Origin of the sequence: Pseudomonas deceptionensis, assembly GCF_900106095.1 — a bacterium.
GTDB lineage: Bacteria > Pseudomonadota > Gammaproteobacteria > Pseudomonadales > Pseudomonadaceae > Aquipseudomonas > Aquipseudomonas deceptionensis.
This window is the reverse complement of the sequence record NZ_FNUD01000002.1, coordinates 4,154,178-4,175,767: the sequence shown is the minus strand read 5'-3', so window position 1 is coordinate 4,175,767 and position 21,590 is coordinate 4,154,178. Positions and strand designations below refer to the sequence as shown.

21 protein-coding genes are annotated in these 21,590 nt (G+C 58.6%); 9 read left to right on the top strand and 12 right to left on the bottom strand.

The features are described 5' to 3' along the window. The first annotated feature begins 12 nt into the window (after positions 1-12). Positions 13-723, top strand: coding sequence for a response regulator (locus BLW11_RS19205; RefSeq protein WP_048360859.1), 711 nt, complete (start codon positions 13-15; stop codon positions 721-723). A 77-nt stretch (positions 724-800) separates the two neighbouring features. Continuing rightward, positions 801-2,090 carry an ATP-binding protein gene (locus BLW11_RS19200; RefSeq protein WP_082136271.1) on the top strand — a complete coding sequence of 430 codons (1,290 nt, stop codon included), beginning with the start codon at positions 801-803 and terminating at the stop codon, positions 2,088-2,090. 33 nt (positions 2,091-2,123) lie between these two features. Here BLW11_RS19200 and BLW11_RS19195 read toward each other — a convergent pair whose 3' ends face one another. Both BLW11_RS19195 and BLW11_RS19190 read right to left on the bottom strand, forming a co-directional pair. After that, positions 2,124-3,461: an MFS transporter gene (locus BLW11_RS19195; RefSeq protein WP_048360860.1), complete on the bottom strand. Its 1,338-nt coding sequence runs from the start codon at positions 3,459-3,461 to the stop codon at positions 2,124-2,126. 145 nt (positions 3,462-3,606) lie between these two features. Then, on the bottom strand, positions 3,607-5,214 hold the full coding sequence (locus BLW11_RS19190) for an EAL domain-containing protein (protein WP_074836875.1): 1,608 nt from the start codon (positions 5,212-5,214) through the stop codon (positions 3,607-3,609). A gap of 242 nt (positions 5,215-5,456) precedes the next feature. Here BLW11_RS19190 and BLW11_RS23930 point away from each other — a divergent pair, with 242 nt between their 5' ends. Further along, positions 5,457-5,987 carry a hypothetical protein gene (locus BLW11_RS23930; RefSeq protein WP_139272576.1) on the top strand — a complete coding sequence of 177 codons (531 nt, stop codon included), beginning with the start codon at positions 5,457-5,459 and terminating at the stop codon, positions 5,985-5,987. On the opposite strand, the gene BLW11_RS19180 is transcribed toward BLW11_RS23930, so the two are convergent. The 3 genes from BLW11_RS19180 to BLW11_RS19170 form a co-directional block, all read right to left on the bottom strand. Continuing rightward, positions 5,947-6,441 (bottom strand): hypothetical protein, encoded by a 495-nt coding sequence (locus tag BLW11_RS19180; protein ID WP_048360863.1) that lies wholly within the window; start codon positions 6,439-6,441, stop codon positions 5,947-5,949. The genes BLW11_RS23930 and BLW11_RS19180 overlap by 41 nt on opposite strands. After that, on the bottom strand, positions 6,405-7,283 hold the full coding sequence (locus BLW11_RS19175; RefSeq protein ID WP_048360864.1) for a winged helix-turn-helix domain-containing protein: 879 nt from the start codon (positions 7,281-7,283) through the stop codon (positions 6,405-6,407). Before BLW11_RS19175 ends, BLW11_RS19180 begins: the two co-directional genes overlap by 37 nt. A 366-nt stretch (positions 7,284-7,649) precedes the next feature. Beyond that, on the bottom strand, positions 7,650-8,546 hold the full coding sequence (locus tag BLW11_RS19170; RefSeq protein WP_048360865.1) for a DMT family transporter: 897 nt from the start codon (positions 8,544-8,546) through the stop codon (positions 7,650-7,652). Between the two features lie 97 nt (positions 8,547-8,643). Between BLW11_RS19170 and BLW11_RS19165 the strand changes: the two genes are divergently transcribed. Beyond that, on the top strand, positions 8,644-9,981 hold the full coding sequence (locus tag BLW11_RS19165) for an aminotransferase-like domain-containing protein (protein WP_048360866.1): 1,338 nt from the start codon (positions 8,644-8,646) through the stop codon (positions 9,979-9,981). Between the two features lie 33 nt (positions 9,982-10,014). On the opposite strand, the gene BLW11_RS19160 is transcribed toward BLW11_RS19165, so the two are convergent. Then, the gene (locus BLW11_RS19160) at positions 10,015-10,506 is read right to left on the bottom strand and encodes a hypothetical protein (RefSeq protein WP_048360867.1); all 492 of its coding nucleotides are present in this window, start codon (positions 10,504-10,506) and stop codon (positions 10,015-10,017) included. Positions 10,507-10,757: 251 nt separating this feature from the next. Here BLW11_RS19160 and BLW11_RS19155 point away from each other — a divergent pair, with 251 nt between their 5' ends. From BLW11_RS19155 to BLW11_RS19135, 5 genes are read left to right on the top strand one after another with little or no spacing between them, the layout of a single operon-like run. After that, positions 10,758-12,338 carry an ABC transporter substrate-binding protein gene (locus BLW11_RS19155; protein WP_048360868.1) on the top strand — a complete coding sequence of 527 codons (1,581 nt, stop codon included), beginning with the start codon at positions 10,758-10,760 and terminating at the stop codon, positions 12,336-12,338. Next, the gene (locus BLW11_RS19150; protein WP_048360869.1) at positions 12,323-13,306 is read left to right on the top strand and encodes an ABC transporter permease; all 984 of its coding nucleotides are present in this window, start codon (positions 12,323-12,325) and stop codon (positions 13,304-13,306) included. The genes BLW11_RS19155 and BLW11_RS19150 overlap by 16 nt, the downstream gene beginning before the upstream one ends. Continuing rightward, positions 13,303-14,109, top strand: a complete 807-nt coding sequence (locus BLW11_RS19145) for an ABC transporter permease (RefSeq protein WP_048360870.1) — start codon at positions 13,303-13,305, stop codon at positions 14,107-14,109. The genes BLW11_RS19150 and BLW11_RS19145 overlap by 4 nt, the downstream gene beginning before the upstream one ends. Then, positions 14,109-14,900: an ATP-binding cassette domain-containing protein gene (locus tag BLW11_RS19140; protein WP_048360871.1), complete on the top strand. Its 792-nt coding sequence runs from the start codon at positions 14,109-14,111 to the stop codon at positions 14,898-14,900. The genes BLW11_RS19145 and BLW11_RS19140 overlap by 1 nt, the downstream gene beginning before the upstream one ends. After that, the gene (locus BLW11_RS19135) at positions 14,893-15,498 is read left to right on the top strand and encodes an ATP-binding cassette domain-containing protein (RefSeq protein WP_048360872.1); all 606 of its coding nucleotides are present in this window, start codon (positions 14,893-14,895) and stop codon (positions 15,496-15,498) included. The genes BLW11_RS19140 and BLW11_RS19135 overlap by 8 nt, the downstream gene beginning before the upstream one ends. A 99-nt stretch (positions 15,499-15,597) precedes the next feature. Here BLW11_RS19135 and BLW11_RS19130 read toward each other — a convergent pair whose 3' ends face one another. The 6 genes from BLW11_RS19130 to BLW11_RS19105 all read right to left on the bottom strand — a co-directional run bounded on the left by BLW11_RS19130 (position 15,598) and on the right by BLW11_RS19105 (position 21,590). Further along, a complete protein-coding gene (locus BLW11_RS19130; RefSeq protein ID WP_048360873.1) occupies positions 15,598-15,936 on the bottom strand; it encodes a DUF6388 family protein in 339 nt (112 codons plus the stop codon). Positions 15,937-15,949: 13 nt separating this feature from the next. Beyond that, complete coding sequence (locus BLW11_RS19125; RefSeq protein ID WP_048360874.1) at positions 15,950-16,177, bottom strand: helix-turn-helix domain-containing protein; 228 nt, start codon at positions 16,175-16,177, stop codon at positions 15,950-15,952. Between the two features lie 141 nt (positions 16,178-16,318). Further along, positions 16,319-17,704 carry a nucleobase:cation symporter-2 family protein gene (locus tag BLW11_RS19120; RefSeq protein WP_048360875.1) on the bottom strand — a complete coding sequence of 462 codons (1,386 nt, stop codon included), beginning with the start codon at positions 17,702-17,704 and terminating at the stop codon, positions 16,319-16,321. A 161-nt stretch (positions 17,705-17,865) separates the two neighbouring features. Further along, positions 17,866-19,254 (bottom strand): dihydrolipoyl dehydrogenase, encoded by a 1,389-nt coding sequence (lpdA, locus tag BLW11_RS19115; protein WP_048360876.1) that lies wholly within the window; start codon positions 19,252-19,254, stop codon positions 17,866-17,868. Between the two features lie 2 nt (positions 19,255-19,256). Further along, positions 19,257-20,534: a dihydrolipoamide acetyltransferase family protein gene (locus BLW11_RS19110; RefSeq protein WP_048360877.1), complete on the bottom strand. Its 1,278-nt coding sequence runs from the start codon at positions 20,532-20,534 to the stop codon at positions 19,257-19,259. Beyond that, positions 20,535-21,590, bottom strand: a complete 1,056-nt coding sequence (locus BLW11_RS19105; protein ID WP_048360878.1) for an alpha-ketoacid dehydrogenase subunit beta — start codon at positions 21,588-21,590, stop codon at positions 20,535-20,537.

Below are 21,590 nucleotides of genomic sequence, written 5' to 3'. Positions count from 1 at the left end.
TGATATGTGCCGGTGAGCAGCCTTTTGATCGTAGACGATGACCTTGAGGTCCTTGCGCTACTGAAGAAATTTTTTGTGCAGCATGGATATTCGGTGGAGGTGGCCACCGATGGCGCTTCACTGTGGGCCGCGATGGCATTGCAGCCGCCGGACTTGATCATTCTCGACCTGATGCTGCCCGGGGACAACGGCCTGATGCTGTGCCAGCGCTTGCGCCAGCAATACCCCACGCCGGTGATCATGCTGACCGCCATGGGTGAGTTGAGTGATCGGGTGGTCGGGCTGGAAATGGGGGCGGACGATTACCTGAGCAAGCCGTTCGATGCTCGCGAGTTGTTGGCCCGGGTGCGTGCCGTGCTGCGCCGAACAGGGGAGAACCGGCCCTTGACCGCAGAGGTGCCGCGGCCGCTGATGAAGTTTGCCGATTGGCAGCTGGACCTGACCCGTCGCGAGCTGCGCTCCCCGGACCAAGTGATGATTCCGTTGTCGGCCGGGGAGTTCGACTTGCTGCTGGTCTTTGTCGAACACCCGCAACGCATTCTGACCCGGGAGCTGTTGCTGGACCTGGCGCGCGGCCCAAGCCATGAAGCGTTCGATCGCAGTATCGACGTTCAGGTCAGTCGCTTGCGGCGCAAGCTGGAGTTCGACAGCAAAGGGGTGGAGATGATTCGTACCGTGCGTAACGTCGGTTACCTGTTTACACCCAGTGTGACCCGTCAGTGAAGGGCTGGATTTCAGGCTGGCGCCTGCGCTCACGCGACACCATCGCGAGCTGGATCGCCCTGACTACCATTGTCGCCATGCTTACGGCGCTGGGCTTCAATGCACTTTTTACCCAGTTGGCAGGCGTCTGGGCCTATCCGCCGTTGAGCGAGATCGGCTTGCTGGAAAAGACCGCCTTGACCACCAAACTGATCGAAGCTTCGCAGGTCGATCAGCGCGAACGCCTGGCGGCTGCAGCCGGTGACAGCTCCTTGAGCATCAGTTGGCACGCCAGCCGTGAAGCACTGAACCTGCCGCATGTCCCTGATGCGGCCATTCGTACGGATTCACCGATTGCGCGGGGCCTGTTCAACAACCCGGGGTGGCGGCTTGAAGCCTATCAGCCCGACGACTGGCCGCAGAAAAACGGCCACTACACGCTAGTGGTGCAACTGACCGATGGTTCCTGGCTGATGTTCAGCATCGCGTCGCGCAACTGGGGGTTGGGGTTGTGGGAGCGCAACCTGATTGTGATTGTGCTGGTGCTGCTGTCGACCGCGCTGGTGGCGCTATTCGCCACCCGGCACCTGGCCCGGCCACTGCAACAGTTTGCCGAAGGCGCCCGCCGCTTCGGTGTGGACTTTCACGCACCGCCCATCGAGCCGGTTGGCCCCATCGAAATCCGCCAGGTCATCCTTGCGTTCAACGCCATGCAGGCGCAGTTGCAGCACTTCATCAAGGACCGCACCCAGATGCTTGCGGCCATTTCACACGACCTGCGTACGCCGCTGACTCGCATGCGCCTGCGTGGAGAATTCATCGAAGACCCGGAGCAACAGCAACGGCTGTTTCGCGACGTCGACGAGATGCAGGCCATGATCAATTCCAGCCTTGAGTTTTTCCGCGATGACGCCCGGCTGGAACAGGCCACGCAATTTGATCTGGCCGAGCTGCTCCAGACCCTGATCGATGACTATCGCGATCAATCCATCGACATTGCTTTCAGCGGCCCTGCACACCTTGTGTACTTCGGCCGCCCGCTGGGCCTCAAGCGTGTGATCACCAACCTGCTGGACAACGCCATCAAGTACGCGGGCGAACCGGCCATTGCGCTGAGCGGGGACGATGAGCAGGTGACTGTTTTCGTACTCGACCGCGGGCCGGGTATCCCCGTCGAAAGTCAGGAACAGGTGTTCGTGCCTTTCTATCGACTGGAAGGTTCGCGTAATAAAAACACCGGCGGGGTGGGGTTGGGGTTGTCGGCAGCCCGTGCGATTGTTTTGGAACACGGCGGGTCGCTAACCCTGAGCAATCGCAAAACGGGCGGGCTGAAAGCGCAGGTAGTGTTGCCGGTTTTGAAGGGCGTAAGCCAGAATCACGGCCTGTAGGAAGTGTCGGGGCAACCCGACACTTCCAGTCCCTCAGAGTGCTGCAGCCACTCGCGTGCCTTTTACCGGCGGCGCAACATCATGCAGGGAGATCCGCGAAGTCTCCGGCAACGCCAGGCCGCCGGCCAGGGCGAGCAGTGCCACTGCCATCAGGTAGAACGCCGGCGACAGGTTGCTGCCGGTGGTGCTGATCAGCCAGGTAGCCACCAGCGGTGCGGTACCGCCGAACAGGGTGTAGGCCATGTTGTAGGTGATTGCCGACGCCGTGTAGCGCGTGCGGGTGGGGAAGGTCTCCGAGAGCAAGGCAGCGGTCACCACGCCACACAACACCGCACCAATGGCCAGTAGCATCACCCCGATGATGGACGCGGCGAAACCACCGGAGCTGGCCATCAGGAACGAGGGGTACACCGCGACAATCAATAGCGCGCAAGCCGATATCACCGTCACCCGGCGCCCGACCCGGTCCGAGTACAACCCGGCCAGCGGGCAAATTGCAGCGGCAAAGATCAGGGCAGTCAGCGACACCAGCAGTGCGGTTGCACGGCTCAGACCGCCTGCCACTTGCAGGTAAGTGGCGAAGTAGGTGGTGAACATGTAGAACGACAGCGCCGTGAGCGACACAAAGGCCCCCAGGCAGCAGATCGCCGCGCCATGGTTGCGCAGGGTCTCCTTGAGCGGGGAGTGGGCAACGGCATGTTCCTCGGTCACAGCCTGGAACGCCGGGGTTTCGTCCAGCTTCCAGCGCATGTAAAGCCCCACCAGCCCCAACGGTGCGGCGATCAGGAACGGCAGGCGCCAGCCCCAGCTGCCCATGGCCTCGGCCGAGAGTGAGGCCTCAAGTGCGTAGGCCACTACGGCTGCCGCAGCGAAGGCGGAAAAGGTCGACACCGGCAGAAAGCTGCCATACCAGGCCCTCTTGTCATTGGGGGCATGCTCCATCAGGTAAGCGCAGGCACCCGCGTATTCACCCCCGGCGGAAAAACCCTGGGCGCAACGGATCAAAGTCAGCAGAATCGGCGCCATAACCCCGATGGCGGCATAGGTGGGCAGCACGCCGATCAGGGTTGTGGCGCCGGCCATCAGCAAGATGGTCATTGCCAGGGTTCGCTTACGGCCGATCCGGTCACCCAGCATGCCGAAGAAAATCCCGCCAAGGGGCCGAAACGCAAAAGCCACGGCAAACACCGCAAAGGTCTTGAGCAGCGCGGCACTGGCATCGCCACTGGGGAAAAACTGCTGGGCAATGGTGGTGGCCAGAAAGCCATACACGGCGAAGTCGAACCATTCGACGAAGTTACCGATGGCGGCGGCGACAATCACTTTTCTCAGCGTTTTCGGGCTGACCTGCTCTGTAGATGCGCTTGTCATGCTAAGCCTCGATATGTCATCAGTAAGGCTTGATTATCGGGGCAGCCGCACACGTGCTTTGCTTCAAAAGTGTCATCGGCATAGTCAGCACCGACTCGCCCGCAGGTTAATACCGTCAGGGCAACAGGTCAGTGAATGGGCTGAATCATTGTTCTGGTGACTCCAGATGCATCGCAGTTGGACTGTGGCTGTCTGTCCAGGCTGTATTTTTCGAAAAGTCTGGATGTTTGAGTATCGCGTCCAGGAACTCTTTGACGGGCATGGGTTGTGCGAAGAAAAAGCCTTGCATGTAATCCACTCCGCAGGCGCCCAGGTAGTCGCGCTGTTCTTCCGTTTCAATGCCTTCGGCCAGCACTTGCAAGTCCAGTTTAAGTGCCAGGTCTAAAATCGAGTCAAGGATGTGCACGGACAGGGCATCCGCTCCGATCATTGAGATAAAGCTCTGATCGATCTTGATGAAGTCGACTTTGAAGCGCTGCAAATAGCTCAGGCTTGAATGGCCGGTACCAAAATCATCCAGGGCAATTTTTACGCCCAGGTCATGGAGCTTTTCAATAAGTTGAAGTGCAGTGGGTGTCGGTTTTACAAGTTCGCGCTCGGTCATTTCCAGCACCAGGATGACCGTGCCCGGTTTGAAGGCTTTCAAAAATAAAATGCAGTCATCGACCAGGTCAAAACTCTCAAAGTGTTTTGCGCATACATTGAATCCAATGTGAAAGGGCTGTTCCAGTCCCGGCGCGTAAGGTGCGAGTTGTTGTGCGGTCTTGTGCATGAGGCGCCGGGTGATGGCGATGATTAAATTAGAACGCTCGGCCAGCGGGATAAAACTGTTGGGCGTAATAATCCCTTCATGCGGGTGGTTCCACCTGACCAGTACTTCGCACCCGACACATTTGCCGGAGGTCGAAGAAAAAACAGGCTGTAAATAAGGAATGAACTCATCTGCTGACAGCGCCCGCTGAAGTTCAATACTGGGGGCCAGTACACGACCCAGCATCCAGTAGGTGAGCAGACCGGAAAATATACCCAGGGCCAGCAATAGACCAAGAAGAATGGAGTAGGTCTCGAGTGTATGACTGAAGAGTGTGCCCGCGGGGTAGGCGGCCGAGACTGTAAACCCATATTCGTTGGAAACTACGGAGCTGGGTGCTGTTGGGTTGTTTTCGAGCGGGGGGCTATCCACTACCCCGTTTTGGGTCATCCAGTGGTTTCCGACCTTGAGTGTCAAATTACTTTTTTTATCGATGAGATGAAGGGCGTCCTGGATATGTCGGCCATCAATGCTGATCAGGACACTTTTATGCTCTTGCTGCGTTCTTAGAATGAGGGCTGCGGTTTTGGAGCCCGAGGCTGTCTGGTCAATCAAACGCAGGCGGCCACGCAAATATTCATGCGGGTTCACGGTTATGTTTACATCGGAGCCATACAGCGAACTGCAGTAAACCTTGTGATCAGTGGCCAGGCTTGTTGCGCGCAAGAATCGATAGGTGGCCACTGCTTCCCGGAGCGGCTTGTCCGCCTCAGCACAGGGCAGTCCCGAAATTTCTGATAGCTCTTTTGCGGCGGCTTCTGCCTCGCTCAGCATCACGTTTATCTGCCTGAATGCCTCGTGAGCCGCAGTGTTTGATGTGCGGGACAAATCAGAAACAGATTTCAGGTAAACCAGAGGAATACCCAGGGCCAGTGGGAGGATGCCGATGACTAGAGCTATTAAAAAAACCTTCTTCGAGGAATAACGTATTGCTCGATTCATGGATCATTCCTGCGAAATTCAGTCGGGTAGAGTGCGGGTAAGGTAAGAGGCGGCGACCTTAAGAAATGGCAATCTCAGGATGCAATACTAGGCGCTGCGGGCTCTGAAAAACACCCGCAAGGTGACTTTTTCCGGTGCAGTAAGAAGAAGTAAGAGCCGGAAAGTCTATATAAGACCGATGTCGGGTTAAGGGGGGAGGGCTGTGGGAGCATGGCGTTAGAACTCGTCCAGGGTATGGCTGCATGTATTCACGTAAAACAATCCCCATCGTGGGCAGAAACTTCGGTTTTAAAGCAGCATTGGCTGTTCAGGGAGAAAATACCGTTAGAAATATCGACTGTCGAAATGCGCTGCGTTTCCTCGATGTGTTGACCCGCCAAGGCTGCCTGGCAACTGAGCATGCTGTTGATCATATAAGCCAAAAGATCGCTGCGCATATTTGCCAGTGCGGTACGTATCCTCCTTTGGTGACGTTTGCGCAGTACAGTATTGCGCTAACGAATGTAGTGAGGTTTGTGCACGGCTCAGCGACTGACTTGTTGAAGGCTGCCCGCACTGTGCGGCACTTGCTGTCGGTGCTCGCAAAAGCAAAAAAAGAAGACGTGTCGTTGTACGAACATGGGGATTGCACCTGTTTGTCCGTATTTGTTCAGCGCGAGTTTCAGCGTGGCATTCGCACAGTGTCCAGAAAGGGGTGGGCGGGGTTAAACGGTTACCCTTGCCCGGCGGTGCCTACGTGGGGACGTGACAAACACCCGTCAGAATATTATTGATATTGTAATAATATTCGACATCAGAGAAGCGTGAGAAGGTAATAAGACCACCCTCCAGCCCGCGGCGCATAAACAGTGCATGTTTAAGGCTGTTATCACTTTCAAACACCGTTGCGTTCAAGGTTTTAAACCAAAAACGTGAGCTGTCCAGTTTGTCAAAATGCACGTCGAGCCTGCGGTTATACAGGAACTCTTGCTGGTCTGGATCTTTGAGGTTGAAGTAAAGATAGATTTCCCCTGCGCCCATGTTGATGGACATGTCTCCTTTGCCGGCCCAGCGCTGGCTATTGTCTGGCGAGTAGATAAAGTCTATTGAGGCATAGCAGGGGGCCTGGGGAGTGTCCTCGTGATAGGTATAGGCTTGCAAGGCGATGAGTGTTCCAAACACGAGAGTGGAAGCAAGGCTCAGGAGAAATATTACTTTTTTTGTTCGATGATGAGGTAGTTTGTACACAGCGCCTCTCCTTTGCTTTCAGGTTTTTCGCAGTTAACTAAAAGCTCAGATAATGTTTTTTTGATATAAAAATTTGTTCCCGTGTTGCCAACGGAAGAGTCAAAGATACTCATGGTTGAAACAATGCTGTCTTTCGATGCTTTCTCTCCCCGTTCGACATAGAGTTTTGTGTTGGGGGTTTCCCATAGCAGTCGCCACCCTTCGAGCTGAACCGGTTTGTTGAACAGCATATAGGCATAGTAAACAGGCAGTGCCGCGCCCAGTAAAAGCATCAGGTAGAAAGACGTCGTGTAAAAGCGCCTTCTCTTTTTTTCAGGTGGGGGAGGTGGGGCAGGAATGCTTGGATCTGTTGCTGTATCCGCGAGTATGGCTTCACTGTCGTGCAATGTTTCACTGAGGCCGAATGAGGGTGAGGGTGTTTCCCCGGAGGGCGGAGGGGTATCAGAGGTTGTGCTGTCGGGGGCTGTGGGCTCTGATTCGCCGGGCACGTCGCTGATGGTGTTATCGTCGAAAACGCGTTCTATTTTGAGCAGTAAAACAACGCCTCGTCGGGGCAGTGTTTTTAATATGGACCTGTCGAGCCCAACCTCGGAGAGGTAATGCCTGAGGGTGTGGAGGGCTTTGTAGTAACTGCTGTCCGATACAATGAGACCTCGATCCCCCCATACCCGGCTGATTAAATCTTCCTTGTCGGTTACGCCTTCAATCAGGGCTAATAACAGGTGGCCTTCATTGCTCGTGAGCGTGGTGTGCAGGGGAGGATAACGCAGTAAAAGCTTGTCATGATCATAGGTGCATTTGACCGTAGTAAATGCGGTGGAAGTTTCACGGTCGCCCTGCATCTTACTTACCTTTGATATTTTAGTGTGCAACTAGATCATGGCAGGGTGTTGAGAGTCAAGTATAGGTGTAGGAAAATTCCTATTTTTGTTGTGGGCTCACTTGTTCAGGCGGGTCATTGAGAAGTGTTAAGTGTAAGTAAGGTGTTGTAAGGTCGGGTAAGAGCTGGAGTTGCATGAGTGCCTATACTAAAGTTTTCATTGTGTAAAATGGAAAACTTTAATGCGGCTTTTTGAAGGTGTAATTGTATCTGATGAATAGGGCATTGCGCGCCGCCGTGCAGCGGCGCTCTTAGTGTTGGCAGCGTAAAGCAGTACTTTAATAAATGCAGGGTTATTACCCGTTCAATATAAATCAAAGCAAACGATTTAACGGGAAAATTTCCTGGCCGCAATCACGCACAGAATGACGGCCGCCGTCACGCCGAACATGCCCAGGCTGATTGTTTCGTGCAGTAATGTGGCCGCCAGCGCCAATCCAAAAAATGGCTGCAGGAGCTGAAGCTGCCCGACCGCGGCGATCCCGCCCTGGGCCAGCCCCCGGTACCAGAATACGAAACCTATCAGCATGCTGAAGACTGATATGTACGCCAGGCCCAACCAGGCGGGCAGGTGAACACCGGCGAAGGAGGAGGGCGCCCACAGCCATGCCAGCGGCGCCATCACTGGCAGCGACAGCACCAGAGCCCATGAAATGACCTGCCAACCGCCCAGTGTCCGTGACAGCTTTGCCCCTTCGGCATAACCCAGGCCACAAATCAGGACTGCCAGCAGCATCAGAATGTCGCCTTCGGGAGCGGCTTTCAGACCCTGAGAAATGGCATACGCCACCACACACGTACTACCCAGAATGGAGAAACACCAGAACGCCGGCCGTGGACGCTCTCCTCCGCGTACGACGGCGAAGGCCGCTGTGGACAGGGGCAGCAGGCCGAGAAAAACGATGGTATGAGCCGATGTCACATGTTGCAGGGCCAGCGCGGTCAACAAGGGGAAGCCGACCACAACCCCGGTAGCCACGAGCAGCAGGGGGACAAGCTGGATGCGCTCCGGTCGCCGGGCCTTGAGCAGGCCAAGCATGGCCAACGCAAGCACGCCGGCAATAGTGGCCCGTGCCAGGGTCAGGAATACCGGGTCAAACTCCAGCACTGCCACCTTGGTTGCAGGCAGGGAGGCGCTGAAAATAACCACGCCGATAAACCCGTTGATCCAGCCATTCAGGTTTTTCTCGCAGCTGTGGTGTTGCAGGTCGCGGGTACGTTCCATCGTGTCTCACGCTCAGGCTATTCGCGGGATTGCATGCAGCACATCCTATGGCTGATGATTAATGACAATCAAAATATTGTCATGGATACAAAGCACGATGTCTCGATCCCGGTACAAGTCGCTGGTTGACGCTTTTGCAGTTGATATCCGCTCAGGGCGTTTGCCTCCGGGTACGCGCTTGCCCACCCACCGCCAGCTGGCGGCCAGCGAAGGTCTGGCCCTGGTGACGGCGAGTAGGGTGTATGCAGAGCTGGAAGCCATGGGCCTGGTCAGCGGGGAAACCGGGCGCGGTACGTTTGTCAGGGAAACCTCGTTGCCGCCCGGCCACGGGATTGACCAGCCCGATGTAACTGCCGGCATGCTGGACCTCAACTACAACTACCCCTCCTTGCCGGGCCAGGCCGATCTGCTGCGTACGGCGCTGCGCCAGTTGGCGTTGTCCGGCGACCTTGAGTCGCTGTTGCGCTACCAGCCCCATGGCGGGCGCCTGCACGAGCGTGCGTCGGTGGCGCGGCATCTGGCATTTAGCGGGCTGAACGTGCCGGCGGAGCAGGTATTGATCGTCAATGGCGCGCAACACGGATTGACTGTGGCCCTGATGGCACTGCTGCAACCCGGCGATGTGATCGCGGTCGATGCACTGACTTACCCGGGCTTCAAGGCGCTGGCGCTCGCACTGCATCTTGAAATACTGCCGATACCAGCCACCGAAAACGGGCCCGATCTTGCTGCCTTTGAAAAGGTTTGCCGCAGCCGTTCGGTGCGTGCGATCTACAGCATGCCCACCTTGCATAACCCGCTGGGCTGGGTGATGAGCCTGGAGCAGCGCGAGCAGTTGGTGGCCATCGCCCGTAAACATGATCTGCTGATCATTGAAGACGCGGCCTACGCCTTTTTAGTCGAAAACCCGCCGACGCCTTTGGCCGGGTTGGCGCCGGAGCGGACGGTGTACGTGTCGGGGTTCTCCAAAAGTGTCGCGGCGGGCTTGCGGGTGGGCTTTATCGTTTCGCCGGCTGAAAAAATCGGCGCCCTTGAACGAATCATCAGGGTAACGGCCTGGAACGCTCCGGGTGTGATGACTGCCATCACCAGCGCCTGGCTCGACGACGGAACCGTAAGCCGGCTGGAGGCGCAAAAGCGCAAGGATGCACAAACTAGGCAGTTGATCGCTGACGAACTCCTGGCCGGGTTGCACACCGTTCGCCACCCATCGTCCTACTTCGTGTGGCTGCCGCTGTCTGAGGACGCCAGGGCGGATCAGGTAGCGGCGGCATTGCTGCGCGAGCAGGTGTCGGTGTCCACGGCTCAACCGTTTGCCACCTCGGTCCATGTGCCTCATGCGATCAGGCTGGCGCTGGGCTCGGTGGATGTGGTGTCGCTGCGTGAAGGGTTGGCGAAAGTGAAGCGGGTGGTTGAAGCCCATGCCTGGGCATGAGCTTCACTGCGTCATTGAGGGGTTGTACCTGGCTTAAATCCCGGACCGGCTCATCGGGCTGATCATCCTCACGCCCAGGCTCAACGCCTGAGTAACCAGAGCCCGCAGGTCAGCGGTATTGTCGTCCTTAATGCACTGGGCAAGCTTTTCGCCCAGGGTGGGGGCGCAGTCCGTACCTTCAGGGTAGGCCCGAAGGATCAGTAGCCCGCTGTTGGTCAGCACCACCTCGTAAAACGCCACGCCCGACATGCCATCGAAGTGGATGTAGCCAATGTCGGCAAGCCATTTGACGGTGGCCAGAAACAGGTTTTCTTCTTTCTCCAGCGCCTCACGGTTGTTGTCTCCCAGGCCCTTGTAGTCGATGAAGTGCTCGGCGGTCAGGGTGATGGGCAAGGGGAAATTGCGGTACAGATGACCCAGGATCAAGCCGGTGTAGCAGTCAAACAGTTCGATATTGTTGGACGGCAGGGCGTTGATCGAATGGACGTTTCTGTCTTTGAGGTGACCGGCTAATCCTTTGAACATGCGAACCTCTGTCAGTTGAGTCTGTTTGCCGTGACTGAATAATCGTACCCATTGGTATAGCACAGCCACGACCAGGGAGCCTGACCTAGAGCAGTTGTTACAAGGTAATGCAGTGAGAACGAAAAACTCTCAAATAATCAGATGGATAACTGGCTATTTAAAATCAGACTGCTATTACTGTTGGGCGCAAGTATGTGCGCCAGTTCTATCGAGCCCGTCTGGACGAGGCTGTTTTATTTTCAGGAGGATAGATGTCAAAGCCTGCATGGATGCGCAACACCCTGGTGGCGGCTGCCTTGCTGAGTGTGCTGGCAGCGCCTGCTTACTCGTCGCAGGCCCGCACTCTGCAACTGGCCATTGGCGATGAGCCGACCGAGGGTTTTGACCCTATGTTGGGCTGGAGCCACGGCAGTTACCTGTTGTTGCACAGCCCATTGCTCAAGCAAAACGAAGATTTGTCCTGGAGCAGCTTTCTGCTCAGCGATTATCAGCCCAGCGCCGACGGTAAAACCTGGACGCTCACGCTCAAGCCTGACCTCAAGTTCTCTGACGGTTCACCGCTGACGGCCAAGGACGTGGCGTACACCTACAACAATGCGGCGGCCAGCGGTGGCAAGGTCGATATGGGGAACTTCCTCAAGGCCGAGGCGGTTGATCCGCTGACTGTGCGTATTGAACTCAAGGCCCCGCAAAGCACTTTCGTCAACGTGCTCGGCTCGCTGGGCATTGTCTCTGCCGATAAGTACGACGCCAAAACCTACGCGCAAAAGCCGATTGGCGCCGGGCCTTATCGCCTTGTCAGCTACCAGCCGGGCCAGCAACTGATTGTTGAGGCCAACCCGTACTACGCGGGGCAGAAAAACGATTTCAACAAACTGGTGTTTGTCTTCCTGGATGAAGACAGCGCCTTTGCCGCTGCCCAGAGCAAGCAGTTGGGCATTGTGCGGATTGCGCCTTCGCTGGCGGTGACTCCGGCGGCGGGCATGAAGCTGTGGGTACGCCCCAGCGTTGAAAACCGCGGCATTGTGATGCCGACAATCGCCTCGGGTAAAAAAGACGCCAACGGCTACCCCATCGGCAATGACGTAACGGCCGATGTGGCGATCCGCAAAGCCATTAACTACGCCATCGACCGTCAATTGCTGGCCGACCAGATTCTGGAAGGGCATGCGATCCCGGCCTATTCGGGGGTTCAGGGGTTGCCGTGGGCCAACCCCGACGCGGCCTTCAAGGATGGTGATATCGCCAGGGCCAAACAGATACTGGATGAAGCCGGCTGGGTCGAAACCGCCAGCGGTGTCCGTGAAAAAAATGGCCTGCCCGCCAAAGTCACCCTGTGGTACGCCAGCGGTGATGCCACGCGCCGGGATCTGGCTCAGGCTGTACGTTCGATGCTCAAACCCGTCGGTATCGACGTGGACTTGAAGTCCGGCAGTTGGGAAACCGTCGAACGCAATATGCACGCCAACCCGACCCTGTTTGGCTGGGGCAGCCTGGACCCGATGGAGCTTTACCATCACTACAGCAGCAAGGCGGCAGGTGTTGAGTACTACAACCCCGGCTACTACAAAAATCCGGTGGTCGACCAGCATCTGCAACAAGCGCTGGATGCCCCAACCTGGCAGCAGGCCGTGCCGTTCTGGCAGCAAGTGGAGTGGGACGGTAAAACCGGCGTCGGGGTCAAGGGCGATGCGGCCTGGGCCTGGTTACTGAACGTGCAGCACACCTATCTGACCGATGAGTGCGTCGATCTGGGCAAGGGCGCCCCGGAAATCCACGGTTCCTGGTCGCTGCTCAACAGTGTCGACGGCTGGAAGTGGACTTGCCAGTGATACGCGGTTTTTCGCTGTTTGTTGTGCGCTTGATGTGCTTGCTGCTGGTAACGGCTGCAGGCACTTTTACCCTGCTCAGTTTTTCTCCGGTGGACCCGATTCGCGCTTACATCGGCAACGATTTGCTGCACGTGCCCCCCGAACAATACCCCCTGATTGCTGCGCGCTGGGGGCTGGACCTGCCGTTGTGGGAGCGCTTTTTGCGCTGGTTCAGCCAGATGCTGCAAGGCGATTTCGGCTATTCGATGCTGTATAACGCGCCGGTCTCGCAAGTGATCGGCGAGCGCTTTGCCACCTCATTTGCGCTGCTGCTTTCGGCATGGCTATTTTCCGGCATCGTCGGTCTGGCCATGGGTCTGACGGCGGGTCGCTACCTGAACCGATGGCCAGACCGGCTGATCTCGACCCTGTCCTATGTGCTGGCATCCTTGCCCACGTTCTGGATTGGCTTGCTGCTGCTCTCACTGTTTGCCGTGACCCTTAACTGGGCGCCGATCTGTTGCGCCTGGACACCTGGCAGCAATGCCGAAACCGCGACCTGGGGCGACAAGCTCCGGCACTTGATCCTGCCCATGCTGGCGCTTGGCGTGCTGGGCGTGGGCAATATCGCGCTGCATACCCGTGCGCGGGTGGCCGAGGTGATGAACAGCGAGTTCATTCGTTACGCCCATGCCCAGGGCGATAAAGGCTGGCCGCTGATCAACTTCCATATTGTGCGCCACGCAGTGACGCCCGCCCTGTGCCTGCAATTTGCCTCGGTGGGGGAGCTGATTGGTGGCTCATTACTGGCCGAAAAGGTTTTCGCATACCCGGGCCTGGGGCAGGCCACGATTGATGCGGGTTTGCGCGGTGATATTCCGCTGCTGATGGGGATTGTGATGTTTTGTGCGGTGCTTGTGTTTACCGGTAACAGCATTGCCAACGCGCTGTTATTGCGCCTTAACCGTGGGGCGGCGCGCCAGTTATGACCTATGACCCCAATCGCGCATTGCTCAGGCTGTGCCTCTCGCTGCTGATGTTGTTGCTGTTGATTGCCTATGGCCTGTCGATTTTCAATGTCGATGTCTCGATGGACCTGCTGGCGCGGCGTCAACCTCCGTCAGCCGAGTACTGGTTTGGCACGGACAGCCTGGGGCGGGACCTGTGGCTCAGAAGTTTTCAGGGCATGACCACCAGCCTGCAAATAGGCCTGACTGCAGCCTTCAGCAGCGGCTTTTTGGCGATGCTGGCCGCCAGTTTGTGTGCGCTCAACAAAACCATGGATTACCTGATTCGCGGGCTGATCGACAGCATGCTGGCATTGCCGCATTTGCTGTTGCTGGTATTGATCTGCTTCACGCTGGGCGGCGGTAAACAGGGGGTGATCCTGGCCGTGGCCCTGACCCATTGGCCGCGGCTGGCCTTGATCCTGCGCGCCGAGATCCTGCGCATCCGCGAGACCGACTTCGTGATGCTTTCGCACCGTCTGGGTAACAGCAGCCTTTATCGCTGGCGCCATCACTTGCTGCCCCTGTTGTTGCCGCAGTGGATCATCGGTACGTTGCTGATGTTTCCCCATGCGGTCTTGCACTCGGCGGCGTTGAGTTTTCTGGGCTTTGGCCTGGCGCCCCATGATCCGTCCCTTGGCCTGTTGCTGGCCGATGCGCTACGGTACTTGAGCAGTGGCGCCTGGTGGCTGGCGTTCTTCCCGGGTTTGATCCTGGTGGGCTTGGTGCTGGTGTTTGACCAGTTTGCGCGGGCATTGCAGCAGCTCTGGATAAGGATTACCTGATGCTGAAATTCGACCAGTTTGCGATCGACATTGCTCACTACCATTGGCTGGGCCATAAAACCTGGCATCCGCTGCTGAGCAATATCTCCCTTGAGGTTCACCCTGGCGAGCTGGTGGCGCTGGTGGGTTCCAGCGGTGAAGGCAAAAGCCTGTTGCTGCAAAGCACCCTGGGCTTGCTGCCCGCGAACATGCGTTGCCGTGGCGATATTGTGCTCGACGGGCAGGTGCTGGGCGATGCCGGCAAGCTTGAGCAGCGCGGTAAAAAGTTGTGTTACGTGCCCCAGGGTGTCAGCGCCCTGAACCCGCTGATCAAGGTCGGGCCGCAGTTGGTGCGTGCGGCGCAGTTGAGCGGGGTCAAACTGGGGCTCAACGATGTGGCGGAACAACTCAAGCACTACAACTTGCAGCCGGGCGTGGTGAATGAGTTTCCGCGCACGTTATCGGGCGGAATGGCCAAGCGCGTGCTGGCCAGTTGTGCGGCCCTGACCCATGCGCGTTACATCCTGGCGGACGAGATCACCTCGTGGCTGGATGATGACCACGCCTGCCAGTTACTGACCCACCTCCAGGGTTTTTGCCAGCAGGGGCGCGGAATTTTGTGGGTCACCCATGACCTGGCGCTGGCGGCGCGGTTTGCCGACAGGATCGCGGTTCTGCACAAGGGGGAGTTGCACGAAACCCTGAGTACTCAAGAATTGCGCGAGAACGGCGGAAGTCCGTGGTTGCAGTCGTTATGGGCAGCACTGCCCGAGCAGCAGTTTATTGCGCGCAGGGTGCCGGAATATGCTTGAGGTCCGGCAGCTAAGCATTGTTCAGGATGGCCGCCAGCTGTGGGAGGGCGTGTCGTTTCAGGTCAGGTCGGGTGAACGCCAGGGCATCTCGGCCCCGAGCGGATACGGTAAAACCACCTTGGGTCGAGTGCTGGCGCAATGGCAAACGGCTACTTCGGGCGATATCTTTGTGGGCGGCCAACCGCTGTCGAAAAAGGGTTACTGCCCGATCCAGCTGGTGCCGCAGCATCCTGAGCAGACGTTCAATCCTTATCGCACCACGGGCGAAAGCCTGCGCGATGCCTGGTCGCCGGATGCCACCTGGCTGGCCCGTCTAGCCGTCAACCCCGACTGGCTTACACGTCGTCCGGATGAGTTGTCGGGTGGCGAACTGGCCCGTATTGCCTTGCTCAGAGCGCTGGACCCGCGCACCCGCTACCTGATCGCCGACGAAGTGACGGCGCAGCTGGATGCGCACATTCAGGCGCAGGTCTGGCAAGTCTTGCTGGAGGAAGCGAAGCGCCGTGAGTTGGGGCTGATTGTGTTCAGCCATAACAAGGCGCTGCTGGAGAAGGTGTGTTCGAGTATCTGGTATCCGGGTGTAACCGCTGCTTCGTAGCCGCTGCCGCAGGCTGCGATGGGTTGCGTAGCGATTCCGTTGACCCGAATCCAAGGTCCTGCGGACCTTATCACAGCCTTCGGCGGCGGCTACAGGTGCTCAGTCAGGCTGCACCTTCAGACTATGCAACTCGCAGTATTCGGCCCAGTCCATGCCGGCCATTTGGGCCACCTCGCGGTGGACTTCAAGGCGCTGGGCCTCAAATGCTTCCTCGCTTGTGCTGGTCAACTCAAGCGTCAGCTCCCAGGCAAAAAAGCCCAGGCGTTCAGCTTCGGCTTCAAAGGCTTCATTCAAGCGTTCCTGACGATATTCCTTCATCGACTGGCCTACCGCACGGGCGGCCAACGGATTCAGTGTTTCGAGTTCTGCGGCCAGTTCAGGGTGTTCGCCAAGAAAGCGATCAAGGGCCTTTTGATGATTGGTGCCGGGTTCAGTCATAACGATCTCCATGTCATAAAGCAGGTGAGCCGATATGCAGGGTGTGGCGGCCGGTGATGATAAACAACACATCGATGCCTAACAGCGTGATAGCCGACAGGTAATCGGCACGGGGGAGGGTAATGTCGCGCTCATAGCAGCTTTGCGCATGGCGCCCGACGCCGCCGGTATGGGCTAGCTGCGCCTGTGTCAGCTTCAGGCGTAAACGCTCGTGTTTCAGACGCGCACCGTATGTACTCATTTTTGTCGCCCAATCAGGCATCAGTCTTACTAAAAAGAGTAAGGCAAACGGCTAATTAGGGAAAGATCTGCTGACAAAATATGCTTGCGCGTGCAGGACACAACAAGATCGCCCTCAGGCGACCCTGCTGTGTCTTATCGTCTAGCGTGCAGGTTTGCTTTCTGTTTCTGGCAAGAACCAGTTCAGCAGCAAGGCGCAGATACCGCCTGTGGCCACGCCGGACTCCAGCACGTTGCGCAGGGCCGCGGGCATGTGGGCGAGGAATTCCGGTACCTGCGACACGCCCAGGCCCAGAGCCAGGGAGACGGCAATGATCAGCAGGGCGCGACGGTCCAGATGGATGCTGGCCAGAATATTGATACCCGAGGCCGCCACAGCGCCGAACATCACCATGGCTGCGCCGCCCAGTACCGGCTCAGGCACGGCCTGAATGGCACCGGCCACGCTTGGGAACAGGCCAAGCAATATCAGCATGCCGGCAATCCACACGCCGATATGGCGGCTGGCAATGCCGGTCAGCTGAATCACCCCGTTGTTCTGGGCAAAGATCGAGCTGGGGAAGGTGTTGAAAATGCCCGCCAGCAACGAGTTGGCACCGTTTACCAGCACGCCGCCCTTGATGCGCTTCATCCACAGCGGGCCTTCGACCGGCTGGTTCGACACTTTACTGGTGGCGGTCACATCGCCAATGGCTTCCAGCGCCGTCACGAGGTAGATCACCAGCATCGGAATAAACAGCGCCCAGGAGAACCCCAGACCGAAGTGCATGGGTACCGGCACCTGGAACAGCTCTGCCTCATGCATGCCGGTGAAGTCCAGGCGGCCCAGATAGCCGGCCAGTGCGTAGCCCACGGCCAGCGCGATGACGATGGCGCAGCTGCGCATCCACACCAGCGGGATGCGGTTGAGAATGACGATAATTGCCAGCACCACGCCCGACAGCATCAGGTTTTCGCCATTGGCGAAGGTGCCGTTGGCCATGGCGGTGAAGCCGCCGCCCATGCTGATCAGGCCGACTTTAATCAGGGTCAGCCCGATCATCAGGACCACGATGCCGGTCACCAGCGGGGTGATCATGCGCTTCACAAAGGGCAATACGCGGGAGATACCCATTTCGACAAACGAACCGGCGATCACCACGCCGAAAATCGCAGCCATCACACCTTCAACCGGCGTGCCTTGCTGGACCATCAGTGCGCCACCGGCAATCAGCGGGCCGACAAAGTTGAAACTGGTGCCTTGCACAATCAGCAAGCCGGCGCCGAACGGTCCGAAGCGCTTGCACTGAACGAAAGTCGCGATGCCGGAGATGACCAGCGACATGGAGACAATCAGGTTGGTATCGCGGCTGGAGACGCCCAGCGCCTGGCAGATCAGCAGGCCCGGGGTGACGATCGGTACGATGATTGCCAGCAAGTGCTGCAGGGCCGCCAGAAAACCGATCCACGGCTTGGGACGGTCCTCAAGGCCAAAGACCAGCTCGCTGGTCCGGGACTCGGCTTCAGGGGGTGTTTTAAGAGAGGTCATGGCGAGCGCCCTGGAAAAAAGAGCGCGATTCTACTGGTGTTGAGCCATTACGCCCAGTGCTGGATTGCCTGGCTCGGGTTATCTGCACAACGGTGGGAGCGAGCCTGCTCGCGAATGCCTGCTCGCGACCTTCGCGAGCAGGCTCGCTCCCACATCAGGCATTACAAATGCAACGCATGCCCCAAGGCGCGCATTGCCGCCTCTTGCACGGCTTCGCCCAGGGTCGGGTGCGCGTGAATGGTGCCGGCGATATCTTCCAGGCAGGCGCCCATTTCCAGTGACTGGCCAAAGGCGGTGGACAGCTCCGAAACCCCCGCACCCACCGCTTGCCAGCCGAGGATCAGGTGGTTGTCGCGGCGCGCCACGACGCGCACAAACCCGGTTTTGGATTCCAGGGTCATGGCCCGGCCATTGGCCGAGAACGGGAAGCTGGCACTGATGAATTCCAGTCCCGCGGCTTCAGCTTCGGCCGGGGTCTTGCCGACCACGACGATTTCCGGATCGGTAAAGCACACCGCCGCAATGGCCGTGGGGCTGAACTCCCGTTGTTTACCGGCAATGATCTCGGCAACCATTTCGCCTTGGGCCATTGCGCGATGGGCAAGCATCGGTTCGCCGGTCAGGTCGCCAATCGCCCAGACGTTGCGCATGCTGGTGTGGCAGCGGTTGTCCACGCGAATCGCCGTGCCGTTCATGCCCAGCGCCAGAGCTTCAAGGTTGAAGCCCGTGGTGCGTGGGCGACGGCCGACCGCCACCAGTACCTGATCGGTTTCCAGGGTCTGGCTCTCGCCCATGGCATTACGCATCGAAAGCGTTTTGGTGCTGGCCTGGAAGCCTTCGACGCTGTGGGACAGGTACAGGGTGATACCCAGCGCCTTGAGGGACTCAGCCACCGGCAGCGTCAGATCTTTGTCATACGTCGGCAAGATCCGGTCACGGGCTTCGACCACGGTCACTTCTGCGCCGAGCTTGCGGTAGGCAATACCCAGCTCCAGACCGATATAGCCGGCCCCGACCACGGTCAGCCGCTTGGGGATGGCGGTGGGCGCCAGGGCTTCGGTGGACGAAATGATCGCTCCGCCAATCGGCAGGATCGGCAGGTCGACCGTCTGCGAGCCGGTGGCCAGCAGCAGGTGTTCGCATTCGATGCGCTGCCCGTCGACTTCTACAGCCTTGCCATCGAGGATTTTGGCCCAGCCATGGATGACCTTGACCCCGTTCTTTTTCAACAACGCGCCGACGCCGCTGGTCAGGCGGTCAACGATGCCGTTTTTCCACTGCACGCTCTGGCCGATATCGAGGGTCGGTGCCTGGGTCTTGATCCCCAGCGGTGAACTGTTTGTGCTGTAACGCTGGGTGGTATGAAACTGTTCGGCAACGTGGATCAATGCTTTTGACGGGATGCAGCCGACGTTAAGGCAGGTGCCGCCCAGCGACTGGCCTTCGATCAGGACCGTCGGGATACCCAGCTGTCCGGCGCGAATGGCCGCGACATAGCCGCCAGGGCCGCCACCGATAATCAGCAGCGTGGTGTGTTGTGTTGGCTGCATGTTCACTCCAGAAACAGGGTGGCAGGTTGTTCGAGCAAGCCACGCATGGCCTGGATAAATTGCGCCGCGTCCATGCCATCGACCACCCGATGGTCGAAGGAGCTGGAGAGGTTCATCATTTTGCGCACCACAATCTGGCCTTTGACTACCACTGGGCGTTCGACGATGCGGTTGACGCCAATGATTGCCACCTCGGGCAGATTGACCACCGGTGTGCTGACGATGCCGCCCAGCGCACCCAGGCTGGTCAGGGTGATGGTGGAACCGGAAAGCTCCTCGCGGGTGGCTTTGCCGGTACGCACGGCGTTGGCCAGGCGGGCGATTTCATCCGCGGCGCCCCACAGGTTCAGGGTTTCGGCATGTCGCACCACCGGCACCATCAAGCCGCCATCACTTTGCGCGGCAACGCCGATATGGGCTGCGCCAAAGCGGGTAATGATTTGTGCTTCATCGTCGTAACGCACGTTGATCTGCGGGAAGTCGCGCAAGGCCACCACCATCGCCCGTACCAGAAATGGCAGCAAGGTCAGCTTGCCGCGGCTTTCGCCCCATTTTTGATTGAGCTGGGCACGCAGTTCTTCGAGGGCCGTGACATCCACTTCTTCGACATAGCTGAAGTGCGCCGCGCGGCGTTTGGCGTCCTGCATGCGCTGGGCGATTTTGCGGCGCAGGCCGATCACCGGGATTTGCTGCTCGTCGTTGCGCTTGGCATAACCGCTGGCAGGCGCGACGCTTGGGCTGGTGTCCTGTCCCAGATACGCATCCAGGTCGTCATGCAGCACACGTCCGGCAGGGCCGCTGCCGACCACAAAACGCAGCTCGATCCCGGCATCCCAGGCGCGCTTGCGCACTGCCGGGGAGGCCAGTGGGCGTTCATTGGCTTCACGGGCTACCGGTGCCGGCCGTTGTACCGGCGCAGCCTTGATCGCGGCCGCCGAAACCACCGCCACTTCGACGCGGGCTTGTGGCGCCACTTTTGGAGCCGTGGCCTGTGCGGGCTCGACCTTTGGTTGAGCGCTTTCACGCAGGTTGCCTGCACCTTCGACTTCGATGCGGATCAGTTCGCTGCCCACCGCCATGACTTCGCCGGGCTGACCGCCCAGGGCCAGGACTCTGCCGGCAACGGGGGAGGGAATGTCGACGGTAGCCTTGTCGGTCATGACATCGGCCACGACCTGGTCTTCGCTGACCATGTCGCCGACTTTGACAAACCATTCAACCAGTTCAACTTGAGCAATGCCTTCGCCAATGTCCGGCATCTTGATAACGTGCGTACCCATTCAGACCTCCATAACCCGTTGTAAAGCTGCACCCACTCGCGCCGGGCCAGGGAAATAGGCCCACTCCTGGGCATGGGGATACGGCGTATCCCAGCCGGTAACGCGCTCGATCGGCGCTTCCAGGTAGTGGAAGCAGTGCTCTTGAACCAGTGCGATCAGCTCGGCGCCAAATCCGCAGGTGCGGGTGGCTTCGTGCACGACAACGCAACGGCGGGTCTTCTTGACGGAGGTGACGATGGCATCCAGGTCCAGCGGCCAGAGGCTGCGCAGGTCGATGACTTCAGCATCGATACCGGTTTCTTCGGCGGCCACTTGTGCCACATACACGGTGGTGCCGTAGGTCAGGATGGTGACTTCAGTGCCGGGGCGAACGATGGCTGCGCAGTCCAGCGGTACGGTGTAGTAACCGTCGGGGACGGCACTGGCCGGGTGTTTGGACCACGGGGTCACCGGGCGGTCGTGATGGCCGTCGAACGGGCCGTTGTACAGGCGTTTGGGCTCAAGGAAGATCACCGGGTCATCGTTTTCGATGGCGGCAATCAGCAGGCCCTTGGCATCGTAAGGGTTGGACGGCATGACGGTACGCAGGCCGCAGACCTGAGTAAACATGGCCTCCGGGCTCTGGCTGTGGGTCTGGCCGCCGTAGATCCCGCCGCCGCAAGGCATGCGTATGGTCATCGGGGCGATGAACTCACCGGCCGAACGATAACGCAGGCGCGCCGCCTCGGAGACGATCTGGTCGGAAGCCGGGTAGAAGTAGTCGGCAAACTGGATTTCGGCCACCGGGCGCAGGCCGTAAGCCCCCATGCCCACGGCAGCGCCGACGATTCCGCTTTCCGAGATCGGCGCGTCGAACACCCGCGAGCTGCCGTATTTGGCCTGCAGGCCTTCGGTGCAGCGGAACACGCCGCCGAAGTAGCCGACGTCCTGGCCAAATACCACCACGTTGTCGTCGCGCTCAAGCATTACATCCATGGCCGAGCGCAGGGCCTGGATCATCGTCATGGTGGTGGTGCTCACGGCGTTCTCCATCTGAATTTTATTATTGTCGTTCAT

Bases quoted from the DNA above. Each gene is read 5' to 3' on its own strand.
- BLW11_RS19200 (WP_082136271.1), top strand. From the start codon at position 801: ATGCTTACGGCGCTGGGCTTCAATGCACTTTTTACCCAGTTGGCAGGC.
- BLW11_RS19165 (WP_048360866.1), top strand. From the start codon at position 8,644: ATGTCTCGATCCCGGTACAAGTCGCTGGTTGACGCTTTTGCAGTTGAT.
- BLW11_RS19170 (WP_048360865.1), bottom strand. From the start codon at position 8,546: ATGGAACGTACCCGCGACCTGCAACACCACAGCTGCGAGAAAAACCTG.
- BLW11_RS19145 (WP_048360870.1), top strand. From the start codon at position 13,303: ATGACCTATGACCCCAATCGCGCATTGCTCAGGCTGTGCCTCTCGCTG.
- BLW11_RS19110 (WP_048360877.1), bottom strand. From the start codon at position 20,534: ATGGGTACGCACGTTATCAAGATGCCGGACATTGGCGAAGGCATTGCT.
- BLW11_RS23930 (WP_139272576.1), top strand. From the start codon at position 5,457: ATGTATTCACGTAAAACAATCCCCATCGTGGGCAGAAACTTCGGTTTT.
- BLW11_RS19135 (WP_048360872.1), top strand. From the start codon at position 14,893: ATGCTTGAGGTCCGGCAGCTAAGCATTGTTCAGGATGGCCGCCAGCTG.
- BLW11_RS19140 (WP_048360871.1), top strand. From the start codon at position 14,109: ATGCTGAAATTCGACCAGTTTGCGATCGACATTGCTCACTACCATTGG.
- BLW11_RS19105 (WP_048360878.1), bottom strand. From the start codon at position 21,590: ATGAACGACAATAATAAAATTCAGATGGAGAACGCCGTGAGCACCACC.
- BLW11_RS19120 (WP_048360875.1), bottom strand. From the start codon at position 17,704: ATGACCTCTCTTAAAACACCCCCTGAAGCCGAGTCCCGGACCAGCGAG.
- BLW11_RS19130 (WP_048360873.1), bottom strand. From the start codon at position 15,936: ATGACTGAACCCGGCACCAATCATCAAAAGGCCCTTGATCGCTTTCTT.
- BLW11_RS19190 (WP_074836875.1), bottom strand. From the start codon at position 5,214: ATGAATCGAGCAATACGTTATTCCTCGAAGAAGGTTTTTTTAATAGCT.
- lpdA (WP_048360876.1), bottom strand. From the start codon at position 19,254: ATGCAGCCAACACAACACACCACGCTGCTGATTATCGGTGGCGGCCCT.
- BLW11_RS19125 (WP_048360874.1), bottom strand. From the start codon at position 16,177: ATGAGTACATACGGTGCGCGTCTGAAACACGAGCGTTTACGCCTGAAG.
- BLW11_RS19175 (WP_048360864.1), bottom strand. From the start codon at position 7,283: ATGCAGGGCGACCGTGAAACTTCCACCGCATTTACTACGGTCAAATGC.
- BLW11_RS19195 (WP_048360860.1), bottom strand. From the start codon at position 3,461: ATGACAAGCGCATCTACAGAGCAGGTCAGCCCGAAAACGCTGAGAAAA.
- BLW11_RS19155 (WP_048360868.1), top strand. From the start codon at position 10,758: ATGTCAAAGCCTGCATGGATGCGCAACACCCTGGTGGCGGCTGCCTTG.
- BLW11_RS19160 (WP_048360867.1), bottom strand. From the start codon at position 10,506: ATGTTCAAAGGATTAGCCGGTCACCTCAAAGACAGAAACGTCCATTCG.